The organism is Bacillus sp. F19 (assembly GCA_023823795.1).
In the GTDB taxonomy this organism is placed as follows: Bacteria; Bacillota; Bacilli; order Bacillales; family Bacillaceae; genus Bacillus_P.
In genome coordinates this window covers 2,710,996-2,735,773 of record CP085710.1, presented here as the reverse complement: position 1 = coordinate 2,735,773, position 24,778 = coordinate 2,710,996, and the positions used below count along the sequence as shown (strand labels likewise).

Sequence of the window (24,778 nt, the reverse complement as noted above, 5' to 3'; positions counted from 1 at the left end):
ATGAAATATATTAAATTTAATGACAAGCGTGTCGACTCCTTTTTATTTATGGAGCTCTCCGACTTGGCAAAAACTCTTACAAAAAAAGATGAGACAGAAGTTGAATTTGCTGTTCAGTCTTACTACGATCCGTTCATACAGAAAGTGTACATCAGCCACTTCTGGGATAACCGGCCGCGCCTTGATATGGTAAATGGTTTAAAAAGCGATGTATTTTTAAGAAGCATCGGCAGCTATAAATACACAGATTTTCATGCAGTTAATTTCTTTTTATCACAAGTTCAGAAACTTGCCGTTTCAAGCTTTGCCAAACAGCTGTTTGTGATGCTTGAGGACTTGCGGCTAGAGGAACACTGCAAGCATGAACGTCCAGGCACAACAAACGTGTTTGCTGCAAGAAGATCTATGTACAGACGTTTTTTTAAAAGCCAATTAACGATAAACCAAGAGAGAAGCATTTATACAGATGCGCTCTTTAATGCATTCTATTTAAAAGCAACATCAGAATCTCCGCTTGAGGAGTTTCCGTCGCTGACAAATTCGATTGATCTGGCCGTGCCCTTTATCCAGGGCGAACTGCTGAAGCTCTATGAAGCCCGCAATACTGCTGACATAGGTAAGATTGTTCTAAACATAGCCGATGTACTTGACGACATTCTTGAAAAAGACATGCTGAATATGTATTTTCATCTTCCTTTATTAAACTACTCAGAAGCAGAATCAGGCTTAACCTTTGATGATCTTAAACGAAAATCAAAGCTTAAAAATGACGATATTCTTGAACAGGAAAAGGAAGAGGATGAGGACATTCATGAGGATAAACTTCCGACCTGGCACAGGGAAACCAGTGAAGCGACAAAGAGTTTTCTGCAATTTGATCTGGAGCAGGGAAGCAAAACAGACTTGCTTGGCGAAGGTGTCAGAGAAGGCGATGATGGAGATCAGGCGCTTGGAATGGTACAGGGATCTTCCAAAAAAACAGCAAGGAATGATTATTCTAAGCTTGAAGCTATGGAAAACGCTGAAAACAAACAAGAGCGCGGGGAAAGCGAGGCTTTCGGAAAAGAAAACAAATATGCATATCCTGTATTTATATCCCCCGAAAAGCCAAATGCAGCTGAGCAAGTTGCTTACGTGGAAAAAAAAGAAATCATCGTTCCGTTTCAAAAAAAGCTGAAGCAAATGATTGAAAAAACGCTTGAGCATAAAAAAATTTCACCAAGAAGCGATCTTCATACCGGACGCTTAAGCAAAAAACTGCTGAAGCTCCTTACTGATGAGAATCCGCGTTTATTTTATAAGAAAAATCAGCCGTCTGCTAAAATTGATGCCGCTTTTTGCCTGCTTGTCGATTGCTCAGCATCAATGTTCGATAAGATGGAGCAGACGAAGCTTGGCATCACCTTGTTTCACGAGGCGTTGAAATCTGTTTCCGTTGTCCACCAGGTTGTCGGTTTTTGGGAAGACACGAATGAAGCCACTGAAACGAAACAGCCAAACCATTTTAAAACGGTCATTGATTTTGGGTCCTCTCTGCAAAAAAAACGAGGTCCTGAAATTCTGCAGCTTGAACCTGAAGAAGATAATCGCGACGGCTATGCTATTCGTCATATGACAAAGCAGCTTTTAAACCGCAGTGAAAATCAGAAGTTTATGCTGGTCTTCTCAGATGGGGAGCCTGCGGCAACAGGCTACGAGCAAAATGGGATAATCGACACACACGAGGCCGTGCTCGAAGCAAGAAAACGGGGAATTGAAGTGATTAATATTTTTCTCGCAAATGGAGAAATTGACGAAGGACAGCAAAAAACGATACAAAACATTTACGGAAAATTCAGCATCGTTGTTCCTGACATTGAGAAGCTGCCTGAAGTGCTGTTTCCAATCCTGAAAAAACTGCTGCAGAAAAGCATCCATGCGTAAGAGTGCCTTTATTTGAACTGCCCCCCAAATGTTAGACACGATCTAACATTTGGAGGTGCAGTTTTTTTATGGCTAAATTTACAGAGCAGGAAAAGGTAAATGCCGTTAAGCGATATCTTAATGGCACAGAAGGGCACAAAGCGATCGCAATATCCATAGGAGTAGCTCACGGGGTTTTTCATAGGTGGATCCAGCAGTATCAATATAACGGAGAAAAGGCGTTTAAAAAACGATATACAACCTATTCTTTGGACGATAAACTAAAGGTACTTACCTATATGAACGAACACGGGACGTCCCTCAGTGAGACAGCTGCGATCTTTAAAATTCAATCTCCCTCTACGATTACTCAATGGAAGAGATTATTCGACACACAAGGAGTGGACGGCCTTATTCCAAGAGAAAAGGGGCGGTCATCGATGAAAAAAGAAATCCCAAAAGTATCTGAGATAAAAGAACCAGTGGCAGAATCTATTGAAGCTCTTCAGGCTGAAAATGAACGATTACGTATGGAGCTTGCTTATATAAAAAAGTTGAATGCCTTAGTTCAGAACAAAGAAAAATCACCAAACAAGACAAAGCGAAAGTAGTCTATGAATTGAGGCAGGAATTCCCGGTGAAATCACTCTTAAAGCTTACGGGTATCCCTCGCAGTACCTATTACCATTTGACGAAACAGCTTGACCGCCCAGATAAAGATGCTGAATTAAAAACGGTGATTAAAGAGATTTTTCATGAACATAAAGGCCGATACGGGTACCGGCGTATTCGTGCTGAGCTAGCCAACCGAGGACTGCATGTTAATCATAAGAAAGTTTATCGACTTATGAGAGAACTAGGATTGAAGTGCCTTGTCCGCATAAAGAAATATCGGTCGTACAAAGGTGAAGCAGGCAAGGTTGCCGAAAATGTGCTAAATCGGAACTTCAAGGCGTCCAAGCCGAATGAGAAATGGGTAACCGATATTACCGAATTCAAATTATTTGGAGAAAAACTGTATCTTTCACCTATGCTAGATTTATACAATGGCGAAATTCTCACCTATACGATTGGCTCTAGACCGACCTATTCCCTTGTATCGAGTATGTTAAATAAAGCCCTAAGAAAAAAGCGCAAAGAAGATACGTTACTCATTCACTCGGATCAGGGATGGCACTATCAAATGAAGAAATACCGTCTGGCTTTGAAGAAAAAGGACATCATACAAAGCATGTCTCGTAAAGGGAACTGTTATGACAATGCGGTCATTGAAAATTTCTTTGGCATTCTAAAATCAGAATTCCTTAATTACCAAGACTTCAAAAATGTGGAACATTTCAAAGAAGAACTAAGGAAATACATCCATTACTATAACCACAAACGAATTAAGACAAAATTAAAAGGCAAGAGCCCGGTACAATACCGGACTCTTGCCCAACAAGTAGCTTAACGAAATCTTGTGTCTAACTTTTAGGGGTCACTTCAATTAGAGGCACTCTTTTTGTAACGATTTCTTCCTTTTGCTACTATATAAATAGGGGGAGATAAAAATGATATCCGTTATTCCAATTTTGCGTATGTTTGATGAACGGAAAGCAAAGGAGTTTTACTTGGACTACTTAGGCTTTAAGCTTGACTGGGAGCACCGGTTTGAGCCGGAATATCCACTTTATTTTCAAATCTCAAACGAAGCCGTTCAGATTCATCTTTCCGAGCATCACGGAGATTGCTCGCCGGGGGCAGCCGTCAGAATTCAGTGCGAAGATCTCAGAAATTATCATAGTATACTCAAATCTAAAGTATTTCCTTTATCAAATCCAGGAATTGAAAAGACTCCATGGAATACATATGAATTAACAGTTCAAGATCCCTTTGCTAACCGGATCATTTTTTATCAAAATACATAGAATTTAGAAGGAAAAGAAGAAAATATGTCGGCCTCAGTAGTTGAAGAGGCTGATTTTTCTCTTGAAAAATGAATATTTTGCATCTTTTGTTCTTTAGATTCACTTTTAATTTTTGTTTTTCAGTATTATTTTAAATTTTCTTGTGATACGCCTTTGATTATACGGGCAAGGAGTGTTAAAATGGAATTGGAAGCGTTTTAATCCAAACCTATCTTTCTAAGTAAGATAGGATAGTATATTACAATAATATCCATTTGAATCTGTTTATTAAAAAATTCAATCAGATTCACTACCATTGCTGGGGGTTATGTAAGATGTCAGGAACTACAACAAAGCCCAAGATTCGACTTGAGGATTTTCATGGACCGAACCTTGGCTATGTACTGGAGCTGTTTGATCAATATCAGCAGGATCCAGAATCGGTTGATGAAGAATTAAGAGAAATGTTTGATGGATGGGACACAGTACCGCAGGAACAAGTTAGCAATGAAACATCAGCGGGCACAGCAGCGTCTGTTCAAAACGTAACAAGCGCGGACAAAATGAAGAAGATTGCTTATGCAGTCAAGCTTGCAGATGATATCCGCACTTATGGTCATTTAAACGCTTCAATTTATACATTTGAAAGTGTCAAACAAAAAGAGTTTCTTCAGCTTAAGGATTACGGGCTGACAGAATCTGACCTAGAAGAAATTCCGGCATCCATTTTATGTGCGGATGCACCTCAGGAAGTAACGAATGGATTACAGGCCATTCAATATTTAAAAGCAGCTTATACGAAAACGATTGCTTTTGAATTCTCCCACGTACACCGTTTTGAAGAAAAGTACTGGCTTAAGAAAATGGTTGAATCCGGAGAAATTTTCAAAAGTCATTCAAATGAAAAACGCACGGCTATTCTGCGCCGCCTCTCAGAAGTTGAAGGCTTTGAGAAATTTTTGCACCGCACGTTTGTTGGGCAAAAACGCTTCTCAATTGAGGGACTGGACATGCTTGTTCCAATGCTTGATGAACTGATTTCGAACGCTGTTCACGCAGGAACAAATAATGTAAACATTGGTATGGCTCACAGAGGACGCTTAAACGTGCTGGCACATGTTCTCGGCAAGCCTTATGAAATTATTTTCTCGGAATTCCAGCATTCGCCAAACAAGGAGCTTGTTCCTTCTGAAGGGTCTGTCGGCATTAACTATGGCTGGAGCGGAGACGTAAAATATCATCTCGGGGCAGATCGTCAAATTACAGATGAAAGCACAAAACGTGCAAGGCTGACACTTGCAAACAACCCAAGTCACCTTGAATATGTGGACCCTATTGTCATGGGCTACACGCGTGCAGCTCAGGATAATCGCCAAACAACCGGCTATCCGAAACAAGACGAAAAAGAATCAATGGCGATTATTATTCATGGTGATGCTGCATTCCCGGGTGAGGGGATTGTTGCAGAAACACTGAACTTAAATTCTCTTACAGGCTATCAGACCGGCGGTTCCATTCATATTATCGCCAACAATATGATAGGTTTTACAACTGAAAGCAGAGACTCGCGTTCAACAAAATATGCAAGTGACCTTGCTAAAGGATACGAAATCCCGATCGTTCATGTAAATGCAGACGACCCAGAGGCGTGTCTTGCAGCAGTCATGATTGCGATTGAGTACCGTAAGCTCTTTAACCGTGACTTCTTGATTGATTTAATCGGCTACCGCCGCTTTGGCCACAATGAGATGGATGAGCCATCAACGACACAGCCGAAACTATATGAAAAAATCCGCAAGCATCCGACAGTCCGTGCACTCTATGCTGCACAGCTTGAAGAAGCAGGATATTTAAGCAAAGAAAAGATTGCTGAAATTGATCAGCATACATTGGACAAATTTGATGCAGCTTATCAAAAAGTGCCATCGAAAAAAGTAACGCAGGTTCATGACATAGAGCTTCCTGAAATCGTTATCAACGGACTGCCGAAAATCAAAACGTCCATTGATAAAGAATCTCTCTTAAGAATTAATGATGAGCTTGTGAAATGGCCTGAAGGCTTCAATGTTTTTGATAAATTGAAGAGAATTCTAGAAAGACGCGCAAATATCTTTGTCGGGGATGGAAAAGCTGACTGGGCATTAGCAGAAACGCTTGCATTCGCGACTATCCTTGAAGACGGCACGCCAATTCGTCTGTCGGGGCAGGATTCTGAACGCGGCACATTCTCTCAAAGACACTTAATGCTTCACGATAGTGAAACAGGCAATGTTTACTCACCGCTGCATACACTATCTAAATCAAATGTTTCGTTTGCCGTTCATAACAGTCCATTATCAGAAGGATCAGTACTTGGCTTTGAATATGGCTACAACGTATTTGCTCCTGAAACACTCGTGCTGTGGGAAGCTCAATACGGTGACTTTGCAAACGCTGCACAAGTATTCTTTGATCAATTCATCTCAGCAGGACGCGCGAAATGGGGTCAAAAATCAGGGCTTGTGATGCTTCTTCCTCACGGTTATGAAGGACAAGGACCTGAGCATTCAAGTGCAAGACTTGAGAGATATCTGCAGCTTGCAGCAGAAAACAACTGGACAGTCGCAAACTTAACAAGTGCTGCACAATATTTCCATATTTTAAGAAGACAGGCTGCGCTTCTGAAACGTGAAGAAGTACGTCCTCTTGTTATTATGACACCTAAGAGTCTGCTTCGAAACGCGCAAACCATTTCTTCGATAGAACAACTGAGCGAAGGGGAATTCCTTCCGGTTGTGGAACAGCCTGGACTTGGCCTGAAACATGAAGATGTAAAGCGCATTGTCTTATGCAGCGGCAAAATTGCCACTGATTTAACAGATAAATTAAAATCAATAGAAGAAGATGTAAATCAAATCCACGTTGTAAGAGTGGAAGAATTATATCCGTTCCCTAAAAAGGAAATAAAAGCAATTCTTGGACGCTACGAGGCGCTGGAAGAAATCGTCTGGGTACAGGAAGAGCCAATGAATATGGGAGCATGGACATTCATGGATCCAGAACTCCGAGAAGTAGCACCGGCTCATGTGAAAGTGAATTATATTGGAAGAAAAAGAAGATCTTCGACAGCAGAGGGAGATCCAAACGTTCATAAAAAAGATCAAGAGCGTATCGTAACAGAAGCATTGACGTGGAAAAACGAAGGGAGAATTTGATCATGGCACAAGTAATCGTACCAGAATTAGCTGAATCCATCTCAGAAGGAACTATCGCACAATGGCTGAAACAACCAGGGGACTATGTTGAAAAAGGGGAATATCTGGTTGAGCTTGAAACAGATAAAGTTAACGTTGAACTGACAGCTGATTATTCTGGTGTGCTGAAGGATGTTGTCAAAGATTCAGGTGACACGGTTCAAGTTGGCGAAGTGATTGCTGTGATTGATGAAAACGGCGAGACTGCAGCCGCTCCAGCAGAGGAAGTTAAAGAAGAACCGGTTAAAGAAGAACAGCCAAAAGCTTCTGCTCCTAAAGAGGAAAAGCATGAAAAGACTGAAAGCAAATCACAGCGTCCAATTGCTTCTCCGGCAGCACGAAAGCTTGCAAGAGAAAAAGGAATTGATTTGACTCAAGTTCCTTCAGGAGATCCGCTTGGAAGATTGCGTAAGCATGACGTTGAAGCTTATTCTCCAAACGCGTCGGCTTCAAAGCCAGCTGCACCTCAAAAAGCACCTGAAGCTAAGCCTGCAAAATCAGCTTCTGACTCTTTCGATAAACCAGTTGAGCGCGAGCGCATGTCACGCCGCAGACAAACGATTGCTAAACGCCTGGTTGAGGTACAGCAAACAGCTGCGATGCTTACGACATTTAATGAAGTTGACATGACGGCGGTTATGGATGTCCGTAAACGCAGAAAAGATAAATTCTTTGAGCAGCATGATGTGCGCCTAGGCTTTATGTCATTCTTTACAAAAGCAGTTATTGCTGCACTTAAGAAATACCCATTATTGAATGCTGAAATTCAGGGTGATGAGCTTGTTATTAAAAAGTTCTATGATATCGGCATTGCCGTTTCAGCTCCAGAAGGATTAGTTGTACCAGTTGTACGTAATGCAGACCGCAAATCATTTGCCCAAATCGAAGGAGCAATTGGCGAGCTTGCCGGAAAAGCGAAAAACAACAAATTAACGATTGGTGATCTATCTGGCGGTACATTTACGATCACAAATGGCGGTGTGTTCGGTTCTCTTATGTCAACACCAATCTTAAACGGACCGCAAGTAGGAATTCTGGGCATGCATAAAATTCAGCTTCGTCCAGTTGCGATTGACAAAGATACAATGGAAAACCGTCCAATGATGTACATCGCGCTTTCATACGATCATCGTATCGTAGACGGCAAAGAAGCAGTAAGCTTCCTTGCAACTGTCAAAGATTTGCTAGAAGATCCAGAATCATTGCTGATTGAAGGATAAAAGAACTTGAAAACCTCATGACATTAATCTAATTGTTATGGATTGAGGGAGAAAAAACAAAAATACTGAAGAAAACGGATACTAAATTGCACAACAATTTGTATCCGTTTTTTGTTTTATTATCGTTGGAATAAGACTGTTTTGTGGGTGTCAAAAGCTCGCTTTAAGTAGCCAAACCTGTGGAGTATGTCTATTTCAGGGTATCATACGTTCTGTATGAGTACCCAAACCCGGGGAGTATGTCTACTTTAGGGTATCATACGGCCTGTATGAGTACCCAAACCCGGGGAGTATGTCTACTTTAGGGTATCATACGGCCAGTATGAGTACCCAAACCCGGGGAGTATGTCTACTTTAGGGTATCATACGGCCAGTATGAGTACCCAAACCCGGGGAGTATGTCTATTTTAGGGTATCAAACGGCCTGTATGAGTACTCAAAAGCCGGAGTATACCTGATTCAGGGTATCAAACGCGCTGTATGAGTACCCAAACCCGGGGAGTATGTCTATTTTAGGGTATCAAACGGCCTGTATGAGTACTCAAAAGCTGGAGTATGCCTGATACAGGGTATCAAACGCGCTGTATGAATACCCAAACCCGGGGAGTATGTCTATTTTAGGGTATCAAACGGCCTGTATGAGTACTCAAAAGCCGGAGTATGCCTGATACAGGGTATCAAACGCGCTGTATGAGTACCCAAACCCGGGGAGTATGTCTATTTCAGGGTATCATACGGCGATTCAGGGTATCATACGGCGATTCAGGGTATCATACGGCGATTCAGGGTATCATACGGCGATTCAGGGTATCAAACGCCTTGTATGAGTACCCAAACCCGGGGAGAATGTCTATTTTAGGGTATCAAACGCGCTGTATGAGGATCAAACCCGGGGAGAATGTCTATTTTAGGGTATCAAACGGCCTGTATGAGTACTCAAAAGCCGGAGTATGTCTGATTTAGGGTATCATACGCGCTGTATGAGTACCCAAATCTCCGGATTGAGCCTGAAAAGAGTAACTTGGTTAGCATTGGATGAAAGAGGGCTTTTCTGCATTCCTGCTCAATTGCAGCTGCATGATCTACTACAATGTAGGGAGATAGATAATAAATATAATTTGAAGGACTGAGGAAGGGTTGTCATTGATTAATAAATTTTGTCCAATATGTGGCGAAGAGAACAAGTGTAATACAGGTTCTGGAGAAAACGATAACTGCTGGTGCAACGAGGAAAAGTTTCCTAATGAAATCTTTGAATTAGTTCCTGCCGAAAGTAAAAGAAGACATTGTATATGTAAAAAATGTCTAAGCAAATTTAAGGAAGAACAGAAAATAATAGAAAATTAGTAGTGATATATACAAGAATTATCTGCGATCCTTTACTTGTTCATATTCCATATTAGGTGAAGAGTGCAGGACATAGCGATTGTTCATCTAGACCTTAAGTTTTTTGTTAGTTGAATGGTAAGTGAATAAGAAAATATGGTATGTCAACACTAAACTAGACAGTTTTTTTAAGGTGTAAATTTTTGTATTCTCTTGGACTTAAATAACCCAATGTACCATGTATTCTTGTTCCATTAAACCAGTTCACATAATCAAATAGTTTTCTATTTAAGTCGGATAATGATTCGAAGTGGCGTTTTTTCACAAACTCTGTCTTGATAATTTTAAATGTTGCCTCCGCCACCGCATTATCATATGGACAGCCTTTCATACTCAAAGAACGCTTGATTTTAAATGTTGCTAGGGCTTCGTCAATCAATTTATTCTTGAATTCACTTCCTCGATCCGTGTGAAATAGCTTGATCTTGCTTAGATCAATTTCAATTGAAGAAATGGCTCGGTACACAAGCTGTGCGTCCTTCTGCGGACCAGCACTGTACCCGATAATTTCCCGATTGTAAAGATCAACAAATACACATATGTAATGCCATTTTTTCTCGACTCTCACATACGTTAAATCACTGACAACCACGTTGTAAGCTGCTTTTTGTCTGAACTCACGGTTAAGCTCATTCTTTTGTTTCGATTCGTTACACGTTGATGCATGGGGCTTGAACTGGGCAATGGTATAAGTGGACACTAGACCTTGCTCTTTCATCACTCTGCCAATCCGTCTTCTTGAAACCTGGTATCCACATTTCTGGAGTTCCACTTTAATTTTCCGCGTCCCATAGTTTTGGCGGCTGGCATGAAAGATTTCAATCACCTTGAGGGTTACCTCATCTGTTTGAGGGTGAATTTTTTCTTCGTAATAATACGTGCTTCTTGGAATCTCGAGGACGTTACACATTGCTGATACCGAGTATTTGTGGGTGTTGTTTCGAATCACATTTACTTTCGTCCCATGATCAGCGCGGCTTGCTTTAAAATATCATTCTCCATTTCTAGCTGTTTATTTCTCTTCATTACCTCAGCTAATTTCACTTGATCAGGCGTTAAATTATCTTTTTCTTTAAACGAACCTGAGTTGCGTTGTTGACTGATCCATTTATCCAGCGAGGAAGGCGTCAAATCGTACTCTCTTATAATTTCTTTACGTGGCTTTCCAGTTAGGTATAGTTGTACGATTTGTTCTTTAAATTCTTGTGTGAATGTTCGGCGCTCTCGTTTAGTCATAGTAGAATCTCCTTTTTTCATTGTTTCCGTTAGTCTACTTGACCTTAAAATAATTGTCTAACTTAGTGTAGCCGATTCAATAAATGAACTAACAGCAAAAGAGATTAGGAAGGTTCGGAAGCGTTAATCAAAGATGGGTTAACGCTCTTCGGGTTGAATTCTTTTATTGACGTTCAGGATTATGCAGGGCCGGAATTTTAGTAGAAGGGGCTAATAATAGAAATAAGGTAGAATGCTATATATTTAACTAAACAGTTGAATATAAATGATCATTGTTATATTTAACTACATGGTTAACTATAACAATGATCATTTAAATGAAATTTTCCATGCTTTAGCTGATTCTACAAGAAGAGAAATGGTTCATATGATGGCTCTAAAAGAAAGGACAGTTTCAGAATTAGCAAAGCCGTTTGATATGTCTTTGGCTGCCGTTTCAAAACATATAAAGGTGTTGGAGCGGGCAAATTTAGTAGATAGGAGTGTTAAGAGCAGAACTCACATATGCCGCTTAAATTCTGAATCATTATCTCAAGCTGCAGAATGGCTGCGTTTTTATGAAGGATTTTGGAGTAATCGCTTTGATCTTCTTGAGAATGAGTTATTGAAAGCAAAAAAGAAAGAACATTAAATTACATAAAGGAGTATTAAGATGAAAAACTATTCTACAACTACTTTAAAAATGACAAGAAATTTTGATGTTGAACCAGAAAGAGTTTTTGATGCATGGCTGAACCCTGAAATGATGAGAAAATGGTTCTTTACATTGGAAGGGACAAATAAGGCGGCAACAAATGACCCTCAAGTAGGAGGCACTTGGGAAATTATTGACCATCGAGGCGGAAAAGATTATCGGGCGATCGGGGAATACCTTGAAATTGATCCACCCAAAAAATTAGTGTTTACTTTTAAAATGCCGCAGTTTAGCGAATCAGAAGATACGATAACAGTCGAGCTTAGAGAACTGCAACAAGGATGTGAAATGACATTTTCACAAAACATCAACGTTCCTCACGAAGAAAATTGGACAAAATCTGATATCGAAAAAGCTCTTGGAGAGTATCATGATGGATCTGAACATGGCTGGAATTTAATGTTTATGGGCCTTAAGGAATTAGTTGAGACAGGAAAAATCAGTTATAAAGGATAATGATCGTTTGAGCACTCAAAAGTCGTTTCAGCGAACCTCGAGTTATGGAAAACGGGCACAATTGACAAGTGCCGGATCTTTCCAGAATAAGGATTTTGATAGAACAACTGCGGGGACTTCAAGTAGAGTTCCCTTCTTTTTATCCAGCACAAAATGAATAGCAGGGCTTTGCTGAGCAACAAAGTCCTGCTATTCACCTATGCTAATTAATAGGTTATAGGGAGTGTTATTTAACGTTTAGCACCTTTCAACAGAACCCATTAATCAGCGATGTATTTTCTTTTTATCTTCAGACTTTAACAGGGAACCAGCCAGGTGCATGAATAATCGCCTGCCATAAAGGATCAGGTACGACCAGTCGGGACTGGGCAGTTTTATCAAGTTCAGTCTCAATTTCATGTTCCCGGCCTTCGGAAATTTTCTTCACCCAATCTGGATCGATGATTAATTCCCGTCCGAGGGCAATCAGCGGCACTCCAGTACTCATCGCTTTTATGGCATCATCTGGTGTATAAATAGACCCAACGCCAATCAGCGGTACCTTGCCGGCAACACGTTCTTGAATAATTTCGAGGCGAGAGCGGGTGTCATCAATACCCCGTCTTGGAGCTGACCAATATTCCATCAGTGAGATATGCAGATAATCCAAGTCTTTTTCAGTAAGCGCATCAACAAGCGCTAATGTATCTTCCATCGTAATTCCAGGTGTTTCCGGCTCCTCAGGAGAGAAACGGTAGCCCACTAGAAATTCTTCTGTACCATAATGAGCAACGGTTTTTTTCACTTCGTCAACGATTGCAAGAGGGAAAGCAAGCCTGTTTTCAATGCTTCCTCCAAACTCGTCTTCACGGCGATTTGAATGAGGAGAGACGAATTGCTGAATTAAATATCCATTAGCACCATGTATTTCAACACCGTCAAAGCCAGCTTCAATGGCACGGCGGGCTGATTCTCCAAAGTCATTAATAATGCTGTTTTTTTCTTCGTGCACTTGCACTGACTACATCTCCATCCGGCACTAGTTCTTCAGGAACCATTATTCCTCCGTGAAAAATCTGGAGAATGGCTTTTGCCCCTTTATCCTTAATAGATGATGCAAGCTTTCTCAATGATGGAATCATATCATCAGAATCACTTCCAAATTCGCCAGGGAATCCTTTACCGCTTGGCGTAACATAGGCACATGCAGTAATCACCATTCCAACTCCGCTTGAACGGCGGCTATAATAAGCAGTTTCTGCTTCTGTTACTGTTCCGTCTTCATTTGATGAAAAGTTCGTCATTGGGGAGCCATCACAATCCGGTTTTTTAATTGAATACCGTTTTTAAAATCAAATGGCTGTAATATCGGCAGATACTTTGAATTCATAATTCTCGACCTCCGTATTCATGTATTCATCTACATAATACTTTCTTGATTTCAAAGTTTCATTAAATATGCTCATTAGAATTTGTTTTATCGCTGCAAATCATTCATCATAGAAGGTATGGAGCGTGAAAGAGATGATGAAAATTGAAGCAGAAGTCATACAGGGACGAGGCAGCTACTATGACCTTGGTGTAAAACAGGGAAAAATACATAAAGATACTAAACTCTTTCAAAATCATCGAAAAAGAAGAATAAAATCAAACAAATCTTATCAATCAGTCCTGAAAACGGCTCATAGACTTTATGAACGATTCGCTCCAGGACTATGGCAGGAGCTGGAGGGCTTGTCTGCAGGACTTAACTGGCCGCTTGAGGATGTTGTTCATGAATATAGCGGGTATCAGGCAGATTGGAAAAAGTCAGGGTGCAGTGCCCTTATGCAAAACGGCTATTATGCAAGAAACTACGACTACCATCCTAAAACATACGAAGGACGATTTTTGATTTGGCAGCCTGAAAATGGGTACGCGAGCATTGGGTTTGCAGCAAGGATGATTGGTCGGATTGACGGCATGAATGAAAAAGGCCTTGTCATAGGCTATCATTTCGTTAACAGGCTAAAAGCCGGAGACGGTTTTATTTGCTGCAGCATTGCAAGATTTATCCTGGATACTTGCAAAACGACAGAAGAAGCCGTAGCGAAATTAAGAGAGATTCCACATCGACATGCATTTAATTATTCTATTTATGATGCAGCTGGAAATGCAGCCATAGCAGAAGCATCCAGCAAGGGAGTATCTATCACGTCGAGTCATCAATTGGCTTGCACAAATCATTTTGAGAGTCCTTCTAAACTGGTGGAAAACCGTCATCATTTAGTGGAAACACATACCAGGAAGGAACAGCTTTCAGAAGCCTTCCGAAAAGATTTTACAGCATCGGAAGCTTTTACTTTTTTTAACAGCAGAAGCAGTGTGATTTTCAAAAAAGAATATCATAATTGGGCCGGAACCCTTCATACTGCTGTGTATATTCCAAAATCCCTTCAGGTTCTGATCGGAGTTGGAGGAGACACTCAGCCGCTTGTCTTTTCATTTAAAGAATGGCTAAAAGGAAAAGACAGCTATTTGAAAAAAATTCGAGGAACTCTTGAAACAAATATAGAACTTCCTTTTTAAAGAAAACGTTTGACTCCGGGTCTCCATAGGGTAGAGGGTAGAGAGGAAAGAAAGTTGGGGGAGTGTATATGCAGCAAGTAATAGACATGATGAACCAGAATGAACGCCTTCTTTATGAGAGATGGGAGAACAGAGTCGAAAGTCCGCAATTTATAGATTCAGTTGAAAAGCAAAAATTATTTGATATGATTTTCAGCATCATCAGCAGATCGGATGAAAAGTCTGCCGATTATTTGAGAGATTGGTACGAGAGATTTTTTATACAGGATGATTCATTAACATATCTAGTTAAATCCATTCAGGAATTCAGAAGGTCTCTCATTGAAATTGCTCTCTCAGATGAAAATTCAGCAATCCGGGTGAATGACTTATATGAGAGCGTGGACAGTTGGTTCGATCCCATTATTGCAGATTTAGTGAGTGATTGTTCAAGTTCTTGGAATACTGAATTCCGCAAACAGCAGCATATTGTAAAAGAACTGACGGCTCCAATGATTCCAATCTCGACAAGCATATGTATCCTGCCTCTGATTGGCAACATTAATGATGACAGGGCAAAGGTGATAAGGGAAAATCTCCTGATCGGCGTCGAACACTACAAATGCAATCATATATTTATAGATATTACCGGCGTCCCGGTTGTCGATACATTCGTTGCAAACCATCTGATTCAGGCAGCGGAAGCCGTCCAATTGCTAGGCGCCAGCTGCATCATTGTCGGCATTCGCCCGGAAATTGCACAAACCCTGATAAACCTCGGCATATCGATAGATAATATTCAAACCTTCTCTAATCTTCATACAGGTATTCAGTTTGTAACGATGAAGGATCAGAAAGAACAGCGTTCATGACGCTGTTTTTTTTGTGAAATAAGTTAACATAATATTATTATGTCTTATATTTAGGTAAAAACTCTTAGACACTAGCTGTATCATTGGGGGATACCTATCTTTTTTAACTGCAAGAACAGGGAATTTCCTATTTCTGTAGAATAGGATAAGAGAATCAGTAAAAAAGGGGTGTTATACATGATTACGTTTCAAAAGCCGGATGTCGAGCAGTTTTTAAAGGTGCTTACGATTCAGGATTTTACGGTTTCTCCAGATAAAAAACAATTGGTGTTCAGCACAAACATCGGCGGACATTATAACTTATGGGCAATGGATTTGCCAAACCAGTATCCTTACCAGTTAACAACCATTAATCAAGCATGCGGCAGTCTTCTCTATAACAAGAAATCGAAGTTTATCCTGGCAGGTTTTGATCAGGACGGAGATGAAAAATCTCAGCTTTATGCGCTTTCTCCAAAAGGCGGTTCTCAGGTTCCGGTGCGGTATGAAAAAGGAGAGCGTCACATGTTCCCATTTTTCTCGAAAAATGGAGATGCCTTGTATTATACATCTACTAAAAATGGCCACGATACCTATCTTGCAGCATATCGGTATGACCTTTCAGCTGAAACAGAAGAAAAGCTTATTGAGGGGACGGATACGGCTGTCTATTTAATGGCTGTTTCCCCTGAAGAAAAAAGCTTTGTGTATTCAAAAGATTATGGCAATACTTCCTCCTTGCTGCTAGTGAAAATAGACGGAGAAGATGTCTTGGCTACCCCTGAAAGTGATCAGCAATTTACTCAAAGCGATCCTGTTTACATTTCTGAGCAGGAAATCTATTTTATTACAAACTATGAATCTGATTTTTCCTATTTAGCAAAATTTGATTTGCAAAAGCGGGAGTTTTCAAAAGTACTTGAACTGAAAGGGAAAGATGCAAGTACTCTAAAATTTGATGAAACTCTGCAGAAGATTTATGTGATAGCGGCAAAAGGGGTTAAAGATGAATTGGTTTCCTATGATTTAGCAGACAATTCGTCAGAAGTCATCGAGATTCCTGTTGACCGGGTAAACAAAATCGAAGTGACAGATGAGGGAGAGCTGTTTATTCTTGGACAATCTGCGACAATTCCATTAAATATTTTCAGCAGAACGCCTTCACACAGCTGGAAGCAAATCACGAATCATGGGGTTACAGGTATGAGACCTGAAGATTTAGTTGAACCGGAAACCGTTACATATGCGTCGTTTGACGGATTGGAGTTAGAAGCTTCCCTTTACAGATCTCATTCTGAAACATGCAACGGACATATGATTATCTGGCCTCACGGCGGTCCGCAGGCTGCTGAAACAAACTCGTTCAGGGCTCTTTTTCAATATTTGCTGAACAGCGGCTACAGTATTTTCACTCCTAATTTCAGAGGATCAGCCCGTTATGGTCTTTCTTTCATGAAAATGGTAGAGGGAGAATGGGGGAATGGACCCCGCCACGATATGGTTGCTGGAATTGACTGGTTAATAGAAAAGGGAATTGCCGATAAAGAGAAGATTTTCTTAATGGGAGGAAGCTTTGGAGGTTATATGGCCCTTCTTCTTCATGGACGCCATTCGGAATACTTCAAAGCGGTTGTCGATATTTTTGGACCGAGCGATCTTTTCTCGTTTATCAACAGTGTGCCGGATTTTTGGAAGCCTGTTATGGACCAGTGGGTTGGTAATCCTGTGCGCGACCGCGAAAAACTGATTGAATTTTCACCCATTACACATATAGATGGAATGACAAAACCGATGCTCGTGATTCAGGGTGCCAACGATCCACGGGTTGTAAAAGCAGAATCTGATAAAATTGTTGAAGCCCTAAGACAAAAGGGCCGGAAAGTAGACTACATGGTATTAGAAAACGAGGGACACGGCTTTTCAAAAAAAGAGAATGAAATCCTCGTTTATCGCGCAATCGCTGATTTTTTCAATCAGTATTTATAAAAGAAGGTGAACAGTTGAAAAACAGGAAAATTGCCATCGTGACAGGAGCGAGCAGGCTTAAAGGAATTGGGGCAGCAATCTGCCCGAGCTTGCTAAAGCGGGAACGGATATCTTCTTTACTTACTACCGGCCGTATGATGCTGAGCAGCCTTATGAATCTGATAATCAAGAGACTGAAATTCTTGAGTTACTCATTAGAGAAACTGGAGTGCGTTCTGCAAAAATAGAACTGGATTTATCAAAAACAGAATCGATCCCCATCTTATTTGACCAAGTGGAGAAAACGCTTGGAGAACCATCCATCCTTATTAATAATGCAGCATACTCAACTGAAAATAATTTTGAGACGATAACAGCTGAAAATCTCGATCATCACTATTTTGTAAATGTGCGGGCGCCCTTTATGTTAAGTGCCGAATTTGCAAAAAGATTTCAATATGCAAAAGGCGGAAGAATCATTTACATGACTTCCGGACAATCGCAAGGACCCATGCCTCTCGAGCTGGCATATGCGGCGACAAAAGCATGCATACCGGATATGACCAAAACACTTGCAGCTGAAGTTGAGCAACAAAGGCATTACCGTGAATGCAGTGAATCCCGGTCCTACAGATACAGGGTGGATGTCAGCTGATTTAAAAACCGTGCTTATTGAGAAATTTCCAATGAATCGAATTGGGCAGCCTGAAGATGCTGCCCGTCTTGTTGCGTTTCTTGCAAGTGATGCCGGTGAATGGATTACAGGGCAGACGATTCACTCTGAGGGCGGATTTTTAAGGACCTGAATGTAAAAAAAATACCGAAATGAAAAAATTTTCATATAAAGCGTAAATGTTAAAAAGGAAGGGATACATATGACAGTAATCAAGCTAACGAAAGACCGATATCGTGAAGCATTGAAACTATCCGAATATGCGTTTCAATATAAAGTTCCTGAGGAAAACATTGAAAAAAGATTGAAGACAATGGAGAAGCATCACGAATTATTCGGTATTCTGGAAGGGGAAGAGATGGCAGCTAAGCTTCACTTGCTGCCTCTTGAGGTATACCTTGGTGAAACAAAATGGAAAATGGGCGGTATTGCCGGTGTTGCCACTTATCCGGAGTACCGCCGAAGCGGGTATGTGAAAGAAATGATCACCTTTCTTCTAGAATACATGAGAAAAGAAGGCTACAGTGTTTCCATGCTGCACCCATTTTCCGTGCCATTTTACAGAAAATTCGGCTGGGAGCTGTTCAGCAGCCAATTAAAAGCTTCATTAAAATCAGAAGACCTTGTCATGAAAAAGCAAGTGCAAGGGAAAATCAGACGCTTTCAAAAGGACGAGCATTCTTCTCAAATCGAAGAAATATATAATCAATATGCCAAGCAATTCTCAGGCATGCTCGTCCGTGAAACATCTTGGTGGCAGGCGTCCATTTATGATGAACTTACTGCAGCTGTCTATTATAATGAAGCTGGAGAAGCTAAGGGTTATTTGCTCTATGAAGTGAAAAAAGCTAAAATGACAGTTGAGGAGTTTGTTCCGCTAACAACTGACTCAAGAAATGGGCTATGGAATTTCATCTGCCAGCATGACTCAATGATTAAAGAACTTGAGATCGCTACATACGATAGCGACCCGTTATTTTTTTCGCTCAATGAACCGAGAATTAAAGCGGAAGTGACTCCTTATTTTATGGTGAGGATCGTTGATGCCGAAAGCTTATTAAAGAATTATGATTTCAAATGGTCAGAAGAGGTTTCTGAACTTGTCATTCATTTAAAAGATCAGCATGCTCCTTGGAATGCTGGAACGTATAAGATTAAGAACAAAGAAGTCACTAAAGTGATCGGATCAGAATCTGAGGGACTGTCGCTTGATATTAATACTCTGTCTGTGATGCTGTTTGGTTACAAACGGCCTGCTGATTTATATGAAATCGGTCATATTGAAGGCGGGGAAGAAGCAATAAAAGGAATAGAAACGCTTATTCCCTCAAGAAAAGCTTTCTTTTATGACTTCTTTTAATAAGGAAAGAGTTATCACAGATTCCTATAATGACTCAAAGCCAGCAGCGGGAAAATCTTATTGTAGCTGTGATAATGAATATAGAATTGCTTCGGAAGCCCGATTCCTGTAGGATATACAGAGCTTTTTTCATCGAAAGGCTGCATTAGGCGCTTTATGCCTCTTTGTATCACTGCGTCTTTGGCATTTTCAAGAGGGATGGAAGCAAATATAGGATTATTGACATTTTTCTCGAATGCACCAAAACCCCCGTCACGATTTTGCATTGTCAAAAGCCAAGATGACCCTTTATTCCACGCTTCAAAATATAAGGAATCTCTAGCGGATGGCTGAGTAATAGCACGCAGAACAGCAGCTGTGTCATCGTTGTCAGGATGATTGGTATTGATGTTTGAAAAACCCCAGCCACCGGGAGATGAAGCTGAATTATGAATGCTCCAGTCCGCCATTTTCGTATGCTGCCGTAATAGCAAATAGGAAGCAGCATTCATAATTAGTGAATCTTTATAAGGTACACCAGCTTTTTGCAGGCTATAGCTTAGAAGGGCAGTATCCCAAACTGTTGAAGTGGAATTTTCCAGTGTGATTATCTTGTTATCCTGATAGATGATTGATTTCAATCCTGAAACTGCCTGCATGATTTGAGCTGAGTTTTCTTTATACCCGAGCGCGAGAAGGGGCGTAAATCATAAAAAATGTGGCGCTGGCATAGCTGAAAAGTGTTCCATCTGATTCGATCCTCTGGAGCATATATTTTTCAGCAGCGTTCTCACCGGCTCTTTGAACATAAGATGGAAAAGAAAAAAAGGACCGAAGAATTTCAATGAAAAAACTGTCTTTGTGCGATGGCTGTCTGAAAACGACAGCCAATCAATGGATCTTGGTTTTGAAACATGTAAATGCGATAGATTTATAGAATGGGGAGTACTGTGAATATATCGTTTATTCATCGCAAGAATCATCGGCATAAAATGGATTCTTGCGTAGGAACTCAATTGATACATGCTGAGCGGGGAACCGGGTGGCAGCAGCAAATAGGCAAGCGGAAAGCGAAAATACTTAGGCCATGGATAAATTCCGTTTACTGCCAGGAACCATTTTGTCATGAAATGAACATTAGCGAGTCCGCCTTGAGAGATAATATAAGATTCTGCCCGTATCAGCGCGGAGTCTGATTTTTTATATAATCCTGAGAAAAGCAGGGCTGTATAAGCCTGAACAGTTGATGTTAAATTGCCTTCTTTTTCATCTTCGTAAAGTTTCCATGTGCCTTCATCTGTCTGCAGATTTATCAGCCGATTTGACAGATTTTTAATTAAATCTTCATCATTATATTTCAGAGAACGAAGAAGAATAATCATAAATGCATCCATCATTGGCCCGCCTTCAAAGCAAAAGCGCCATGAACCATCACTTTTTTGCAGCTGTCTGAGCTCATCTGTCATCTTTTGGATTTGTTCGTTTAAAATGTTCATTGAAATCACTGAATTCACCTCATCTTTTTCAATCTATTCACGAAAAGGGGGTGTTATCACAGTAACGGTGTTCCGCACATGGTTTATATAGTATAATAAGGTCAAAATGCACAAAGGAGAATGCTGAAATGATTCATCAAGAATGGCTGAACAAAGAGACAATTAAAGTGGTAACATGCAAACATACAAATGCAGAAAAATACATGGTAAACCGAGTTTTAACAGCCGGAAATACATATGAAGTGAAAAACGAAACAGAAGAGTTTTATTTTGTCATTGATAACAATGGAAAAGTGAGCGGGTTCTACAAGGATTATTTTGAAGAGAAGTAAACGATAAAAAAGCCATCTGATTTTGATCAGATGGCTTTTTGCCTGCACGCGTTAACCAGGCAGTTCCGCTTTTCTTTTAACGCTGAAGGTTAATCCAAACACTCTTAACTTCTGTATAGTTAGACAATGCATAGGATCCCATTTCACGTCCAAGTCCGGATTGCTTGTAGCCGCCGAACGGCGAAGCAGCATCAAATGCGTTGTAGCAGTTGACCCAGACGGTTCCAGCTTTTAATTTGCTTGCTACATAATGGGCATTGGCAATATCCCGTGTCCATAATCCTGCAGCAAGACCAAATTCACTTTGATTTGCACGGTTAATGACTTCATCCAGGTCATCATATGGCATGGCAGCAATAACCGGGCCGAAAATTTCTTCTCTTGCAATGGTCATTTCATCTTTAACTGCCGAGAAAATGGTAGGTGAGACGAAGTAGCCGTTTTCAGATGGAGATCCGCCGCCAGTTAAGATTTCAGCGCCTTCTTCTACACCTTTTTGGATATAATTCAGAACGCGGTTTTGCTGTTCATCCGATACAAGAGGCCCAATTTGAGTTTCCGGCTCAATACCTGCACCCTGGCGGATATTTTTTGCATGGGAAACCATGTCGGCCACAACGTTATCATAATGCTTCTTTTGGATGAAAACGCGTGATCCTGCACAGCATACTTGACCTTGGTTAAACATAACTCCAGTTAGAGCACCCGGAACTGCAGCAGAGAGATCTGCGTCAGGAAGAATGATGTTAGGCGACTTGCCGCCAAGCTCAAGTGTTACGCGCTTCAGTGTTTTTGATGCTTTCTCCATGATCATTTTCCCTACAGGTGTAGAACCTGTGAATGCAATTTTGTCCACATCAGGATGCATAACAAGTGCATCTCCGGCTGTTTCGCCGAAGCCCGGAACGATGTTGACGACTCCTTCAGGGAACCCTGCTTCTGCAATCAGCTCAGCTAAGTATAAAGCGGAAAGAGGCGTTTGCTCAGCCGGTTTTAGCACGACTGTACATCCAGTCGCAAGTGCAGCTCCCAATTTCCACATCGCCATTAGAAGAGGGAAGTTCCAAGGAATAATCTGTCCAACTACACCAAGGGCTTCATGTCTTGTGTAATTGAAAAATTGCCCGCTCACCGGAATGGTTTGTCCGACAATTTTGGTTGACCAGCCTGCATAATATCTCATATGTTCAATTGCCAATGGTACATCAGCATTTGTTGTTTCATTAATCGGTTTGCCATTATCAAGCGTTTCAAGCTGAGCAAGCTCTTCTTTATTCGCTTCCATTAAATCAGCAAGCTTGTACATCAGTCTGCTTCGTTCAGCAGCGCTCATTTTAGACCATGGACCTGCATCAAATGCTCTTCTTGCAGCCTTTACAGCAAGATCGATATCAGCCTTATCGCCTTCATAAACGGATGCAAGTGTTTCGCCTGTGGCAGGGTTTGGAGTGTTAAACGTCTTTTTAGAAACACTCTCTACAAATTCACCATTGATAAACAGCTTTTTCTTTCCCTGCAGAAATTTCTCCAGCTTTTCTCCAACTTTTAACGTAGCTTGACTCATAAAATCAGCCTCCTAAATGGTAGTGGTGAAAAAATATGTAGAAATCATGCTGAAGACGGGCAGACGGACTGCCAATTACGATACTATATTGTAAGCGATTACACTAAAAATAATATACTAAAAATTCATAATTTACAATATATAAGTCTTTGATATCTTTTAAAATATGAATATGGCAGATTGGGACTTGCTGAAGTGATAGAAATGAAATGATTGTTGAACGAGCTTATTAAGCTTATAAAAAAATTTGCAAAAAGAACTTATCTGGAATCTATCTTCATGGATATCTTGCGATGAATGGATTCAATAAAGTGGCAAGCGAGTGGATATTCTGACTGTAATGAAGAGTTCAATGAAAATAGAGGAGAAACGGATGCTATTAAATCGGCTCAAGTCATTAAAATCCGAGTTGCAGGCTAAAGGGACTTGAGTTCAGCGTCATAAGAGAATACAGCATTCATCATTTTGACTCTCCAACTCCTTATGAGTTTTATTTTTCAAAGGATTATACAAAAAAAGTGGGAGGAGAATGGGGTCAAGAGAATCTTCCTGAACCGCATCGCGCCGCAGTTAATTTTTATTTGAAATCGTATACTAAGAAGCAGACAGATCCATGGCTGAAACCGTCCAATCAGGATATGATCATGTTTGCTGAGTTTATGGAAAGAGCGATAAATGGGTCAGGCATCCCCTGAATTAGACAAGGTGCCTGTTTTTTTCTTGGATAGACAGAAACAGGGTGAGAAAATAAACAAAATTTTCAAATGTATCACATTCAAACCTCTCTAAGAAGCTCTGCAGCTGTCCCTCACTGATCGAATCCAGTATTCCTGACATCTCAAGCGGATAACGATGCCTCTGAAAAAAATCTCCAGCTCCGGATTCCTTAAAAATTTCTTCCATTATGATCATCCTTTCCAGCTATCAGTATGAAGAAAATACTCATTTTCTAAACATTAAAGTTTATGCTTTTGTTTTAGTGGAAAGGTGTAGGAGATTCATGACGAAGCGTGTTAATTTTTCAATTAGCAGGAAACCATAAATTTAAGAAGTGCAGCAGGCTCTTTTTTTAACACTGACCTGCTTAATTCACCTGCTCTTATTTTTGATGCATGCTGTAAATGGATACTCATACTACATACATGGAAAGGAAATCATCATGATCGGTATACTTCTTGCATTAATTCCTGCTGTTGCCTGGGGAAGCCTTGTGCTTGTCAGTGTAAAGCTTGGAGGAAATGCTTACAGTCAGACACTCGGCATTACCATTGGAGCATTTTTATTCTCCCTTGTCATGTTCTTTTTTTCAAACCCTGATTTAACCCCTCTGGTCTGGTCAATCGGGATTGTATCAGGTATCTTCTGGACCGTTGGACAATTAAATCAGCTCGCAAGCGTCAAATACATTGGCGTCTCTAAAACAGTGCCTATTTCAACAGGTATGCAGCTGATGGGCACAACTCTATTCGGTGTTCTTCTATTTAAAGAATGGGATACGAAAATGACGGTCATTCTTGGAATCATCGCCATTCTATTAATTATTGGCGGTGTTGTTTTTACTTCAATCGGGCAAAAAGACGATAAAGATGCAGGCAAAAGCCTCAAAAAAGGATTACTGATTTTATTTATTTCTTCATTAGGGTACATAGGATATGTCATTATCATCAGATATTTTGAAATTAACGGCTGGGCAGCTATTTTGCCACAGGCAATCGGGATGGTTGCAGCTGCTGCAGCTTTAACTGCGAGACATAAGCCTTTTGATAAATTTGCACTTCGCAATATCTTAACAGGGTTAATGTGGGCAGCGGGAAATTTGGGACTGCTTCTCTCTCTTCAGAAAATAGGAGTTGCCACAAGCTTCTCTCTTTCGCAGACCGGAATCATCATTTCGACACTCGGCGGAATTTTTCTGCTTGGCGAAAAGAAAACAAAAAAACAAATTATTTTTGTCATAATCGGCTGTGTATTGATTATCGCAGGCGGAGTCTTACTCGGTTATACAAAACGATAGGAGGA

The 24,778-nt window shown here is 40.6% G+C and carries 18 protein-coding genes and 3 pseudogenes; 16 read left to right on the top strand and 5 right to left on the bottom strand.

What is annotated here, in order from left to right:
* The 6 genes from LIT25_13930 (at nucleotide 1) to LIT25_13905 (ending at nucleotide 9,588) form a co-directional block, all read left to right on the top strand.
* Entirely contained in the window at nucleotides 1-1,923 is a 1,923-nt protein-coding gene (locus tag LIT25_13930) for a VWA domain-containing protein (GenBank protein USK31766.1), read from the top strand.
* A gap of 68 nt (nucleotides 1,924-1,991) precedes the next feature.
* A protein-coding gene (locus tag LIT25_13925) for an IS3 family transposase (GenBank protein ID USK31765.1) occupies nucleotides 1,992-3,352 on the top strand; the annotation gives its coding sequence in 2 pieces (ribosomal slippage) (nucleotides 1,992-2,448 and nucleotides 2,448-3,352; 1,362 coding nt in all).
* A 100-nt stretch (nucleotides 3,353-3,452) separates the two neighbouring features.
* Complete coding sequence (locus LIT25_13920) at nucleotides 3,453-3,809, top strand: VOC family protein (protein ID USK31764.1); 357 nt, start codon at nucleotides 3,453-3,455, stop codon at nucleotides 3,807-3,809.
* 314 nt (nucleotides 3,810-4,123) lie between these two features.
* Nucleotides 4,124-6,982 (top strand): 2-oxoglutarate dehydrogenase E1 component, encoded by a 2,859-nt coding sequence (gene sucA, locus LIT25_13915; protein USK31763.1) that lies wholly within the window; start codon nucleotides 4,124-4,126, stop codon nucleotides 6,980-6,982.
* A 2-nt stretch (nucleotides 6,983-6,984) separates the two neighbouring features.
* Nucleotides 6,985-8,241 (top strand): 2-oxoglutarate dehydrogenase complex dihydrolipoyllysine-residue succinyltransferase, encoded by a 1,257-nt coding sequence (gene odhB, locus LIT25_13910; protein ID USK31762.1) that lies wholly within the window; start codon nucleotides 6,985-6,987, stop codon nucleotides 8,239-8,241.
* A gap of 1,143 nt (nucleotides 8,242-9,384) precedes the next feature.
* A complete protein-coding gene (locus tag LIT25_13905) occupies nucleotides 9,385-9,588 on the top strand; it encodes a cysteine-rich CWC family protein (GenBank protein ID USK31761.1) in 204 nt (67 codons plus the stop codon).
* A 154-nt stretch (nucleotides 9,589-9,742) separates the two neighbouring features.
* Here the strand turns inward: LIT25_13905 and LIT25_13900 are convergent.
* Nucleotides 9,743-10,863, bottom strand: a protein-coding gene (locus LIT25_13900) for an IS3 family transposase (GenBank protein ID USK31760.1) whose coding sequence is annotated in 2 segments (ribosomal slippage) — nucleotides 9,743-10,614 and nucleotides 10,614-10,863 — 1,122 coding nt in all. Because the reading frame shifts where the segments join, the coding sequence is not laid out codon by codon here.
* A 265-nt stretch (nucleotides 10,864-11,128) separates the two neighbouring features.
* On the opposite strand from LIT25_13900, the gene LIT25_13895 reads away from it, so the two are divergent.
* Entirely contained in the window at nucleotides 11,129-11,494 is a 366-nt protein-coding gene (locus LIT25_13895; protein ID USK31759.1) for a metalloregulator ArsR/SmtB family transcription factor, read from the top strand.
* Nucleotides 11,495-11,515: 21 nt separating this feature from the next.
* Nucleotides 11,516-12,013 (top strand): SRPBCC domain-containing protein, encoded by a 498-nt coding sequence (locus LIT25_13890; protein ID USK31758.1) that lies wholly within the window; start codon nucleotides 11,516-11,518, stop codon nucleotides 12,011-12,013.
* A 289-nt stretch (nucleotides 12,014-12,302) separates the two neighbouring features.
* Here LIT25_13890 and LIT25_13885 read toward each other — a convergent pair.
* Nucleotides 12,303-13,382: pseudogene (locus LIT25_13885) on the bottom strand (NADH-dependent flavin oxidoreductase).
* A 134-nt stretch (nucleotides 13,383-13,516) separates the two neighbouring features.
* On the opposite strand from LIT25_13885, the gene LIT25_13880 reads away from it, so the two are divergent.
* The 5 genes and pseudogenes from LIT25_13880 (at nucleotide 13,517) to LIT25_13860 (ending at nucleotide 19,388) form a co-directional block, all read left to right on the top strand.
* Complete coding sequence (locus LIT25_13880) at nucleotides 13,517-14,560, top strand: C45 family autoproteolytic acyltransferase/hydrolase (protein ID USK31757.1); 1,044 nt, start codon at nucleotides 13,517-13,519, stop codon at nucleotides 14,558-14,560.
* Between the two features lie 68 nt (nucleotides 14,561-14,628).
* Nucleotides 14,629-15,411, top strand: coding sequence for an STAS domain-containing protein (locus LIT25_13875; protein ID USK31756.1), 783 nt, complete (start codon nucleotides 14,629-14,631; stop codon nucleotides 15,409-15,411).
* A 177-nt stretch (nucleotides 15,412-15,588) separates the two neighbouring features.
* On the top strand, nucleotides 15,589-17,376 hold the full coding sequence (locus LIT25_13870) for a S9 family peptidase (GenBank protein USK31755.1): 1,788 nt from the start codon (nucleotides 15,589-15,591) through the stop codon (nucleotides 17,374-17,376).
* Nucleotides 17,373-18,161 (top strand): annotated as a pseudogene (locus LIT25_13865) (SDR family oxidoreductase). The gene LIT25_13870 and the pseudogene LIT25_13865 overlap by 4 nt, the downstream one beginning before the upstream one ends.
* A 69-nt stretch (nucleotides 18,162-18,230) precedes the next feature.
* The gene (locus LIT25_13860) at nucleotides 18,231-19,388 is read left to right on the top strand and encodes a GNAT family N-acetyltransferase (protein ID USK31754.1); all 1,158 of its coding nucleotides are present in this window, start codon (nucleotides 18,231-18,233) and stop codon (nucleotides 19,386-19,388) included.
* A gap of 14 nt (nucleotides 19,389-19,402) precedes the next feature.
* Here the strand turns inward: LIT25_13860 and LIT25_13855 are convergent.
* A pseudogene (locus tag LIT25_13855) lies at nucleotides 19,403-20,863 on the bottom strand (hypothetical protein).
* A gap of 128 nt (nucleotides 20,864-20,991) precedes the next feature.
* Here LIT25_13855 and LIT25_13850 point away from each other — a divergent pair.
* Nucleotides 20,992-21,195: a DUF6501 family protein gene (locus LIT25_13850; protein ID USK31753.1), complete on the top strand. Its 204-nt coding sequence runs from the start codon at nucleotides 20,992-20,994 to the stop codon at nucleotides 21,193-21,195.
* Between the two features lie 76 nt (nucleotides 21,196-21,271).
* Here the strand turns inward: LIT25_13850 and LIT25_13845 are convergent, their stop codons facing one another.
* Nucleotides 21,272-22,759 carry an aldehyde dehydrogenase family protein gene (locus LIT25_13845; GenBank protein ID USK31752.1) on the bottom strand — a complete coding sequence of 496 codons (1,488 nt, stop codon included), beginning with the start codon at nucleotides 22,757-22,759 and terminating at the stop codon, nucleotides 21,272-21,274.
* A 518-nt stretch (nucleotides 22,760-23,277) separates the two neighbouring features.
* Between LIT25_13845 and LIT25_13840 the strand changes: the two genes are divergently transcribed.
* Entirely contained in the window at nucleotides 23,278-23,454 is a 177-nt protein-coding gene (locus LIT25_13840) for a hypothetical protein (protein USK31751.1), read from the top strand.
* A 1-nt stretch (nucleotide 23,455) separates the two neighbouring features.
* On the opposite strand, the gene LIT25_13835 is transcribed toward LIT25_13840, so the two are convergent.
* Nucleotides 23,456-23,662 carry a hypothetical protein gene (locus LIT25_13835; protein USK31750.1) on the bottom strand — a complete coding sequence of 69 codons (207 nt, stop codon included), beginning with the start codon at nucleotides 23,660-23,662 and terminating at the stop codon, nucleotides 23,456-23,458.
* 259 nt (nucleotides 23,663-23,921) lie between these two features.
* Between LIT25_13835 and LIT25_13830 the strand changes: the two genes are divergently transcribed.
* Nucleotides 23,922-24,773: a GRP family sugar transporter gene (locus LIT25_13830; protein USK36281.1), complete on the top strand. Its 852-nt coding sequence runs from the start codon at nucleotides 23,922-23,924 to the stop codon at nucleotides 24,771-24,773.
* Nucleotides 24,774-24,778: the final 5 nt, after the last annotated feature.

Bases quoted from the DNA above. Each gene is read 5' to 3' on its own strand.
- LIT25_13895 (USK31759.1), top strand. From the start codon at position 11,129: ATGATCATTGTTATATTTAACTACATGGTTAACTATAACAATGATCAT.
- LIT25_13845 (USK31752.1), bottom strand. From the start codon at position 22,759: ATGAGTCAAGCTACGTTAAAAGTTGGAGAAAAGCTGGAGAAATTTCTG.
- sucA (USK31763.1), top strand. From the start codon at position 4,124: ATGTCAGGAACTACAACAAAGCCCAAGATTCGACTTGAGGATTTTCAT.
- LIT25_13920 (USK31764.1), top strand. From the start codon at position 3,453: ATGATATCCGTTATTCCAATTTTGCGTATGTTTGATGAACGGAAAGCA.
- LIT25_13835 (USK31750.1), bottom strand. From the start codon at position 23,662: ATGGAAGAAATTTTTAAGGAATCCGGAGCTGGAGATTTTTTTCAGAGG.
- LIT25_13850 (USK31753.1), top strand. From the start codon at position 20,992: ATGATTCATCAAGAATGGCTGAACAAAGAGACAATTAAAGTGGTAACA.
- LIT25_13860 (USK31754.1), top strand. From the start codon at position 18,231: ATGACAGTAATCAAGCTAACGAAAGACCGATATCGTGAAGCATTGAAA.
- LIT25_13875 (USK31756.1), top strand. From the start codon at position 14,629: ATGCAGCAAGTAATAGACATGATGAACCAGAATGAACGCCTTCTTTAT.
- LIT25_13870 (USK31755.1), top strand. From the start codon at position 15,589: ATGATTACGTTTCAAAAGCCGGATGTCGAGCAGTTTTTAAAGGTGCTT.
- LIT25_13880 (USK31757.1), top strand. From the start codon at position 13,517: ATGATGAAAATTGAAGCAGAAGTCATACAGGGACGAGGCAGCTACTAT.
- odhB (USK31762.1), top strand. From the start codon at position 6,985: ATGGCACAAGTAATCGTACCAGAATTAGCTGAATCCATCTCAGAAGGA.
- LIT25_13930 (USK31766.1), top strand. From the start codon at position 1: ATGAAATATATTAAATTTAATGACAAGCGTGTCGACTCCTTTTTATTT.
- LIT25_13890 (USK31758.1), top strand. From the start codon at position 11,516: ATGAAAAACTATTCTACAACTACTTTAAAAATGACAAGAAATTTTGAT.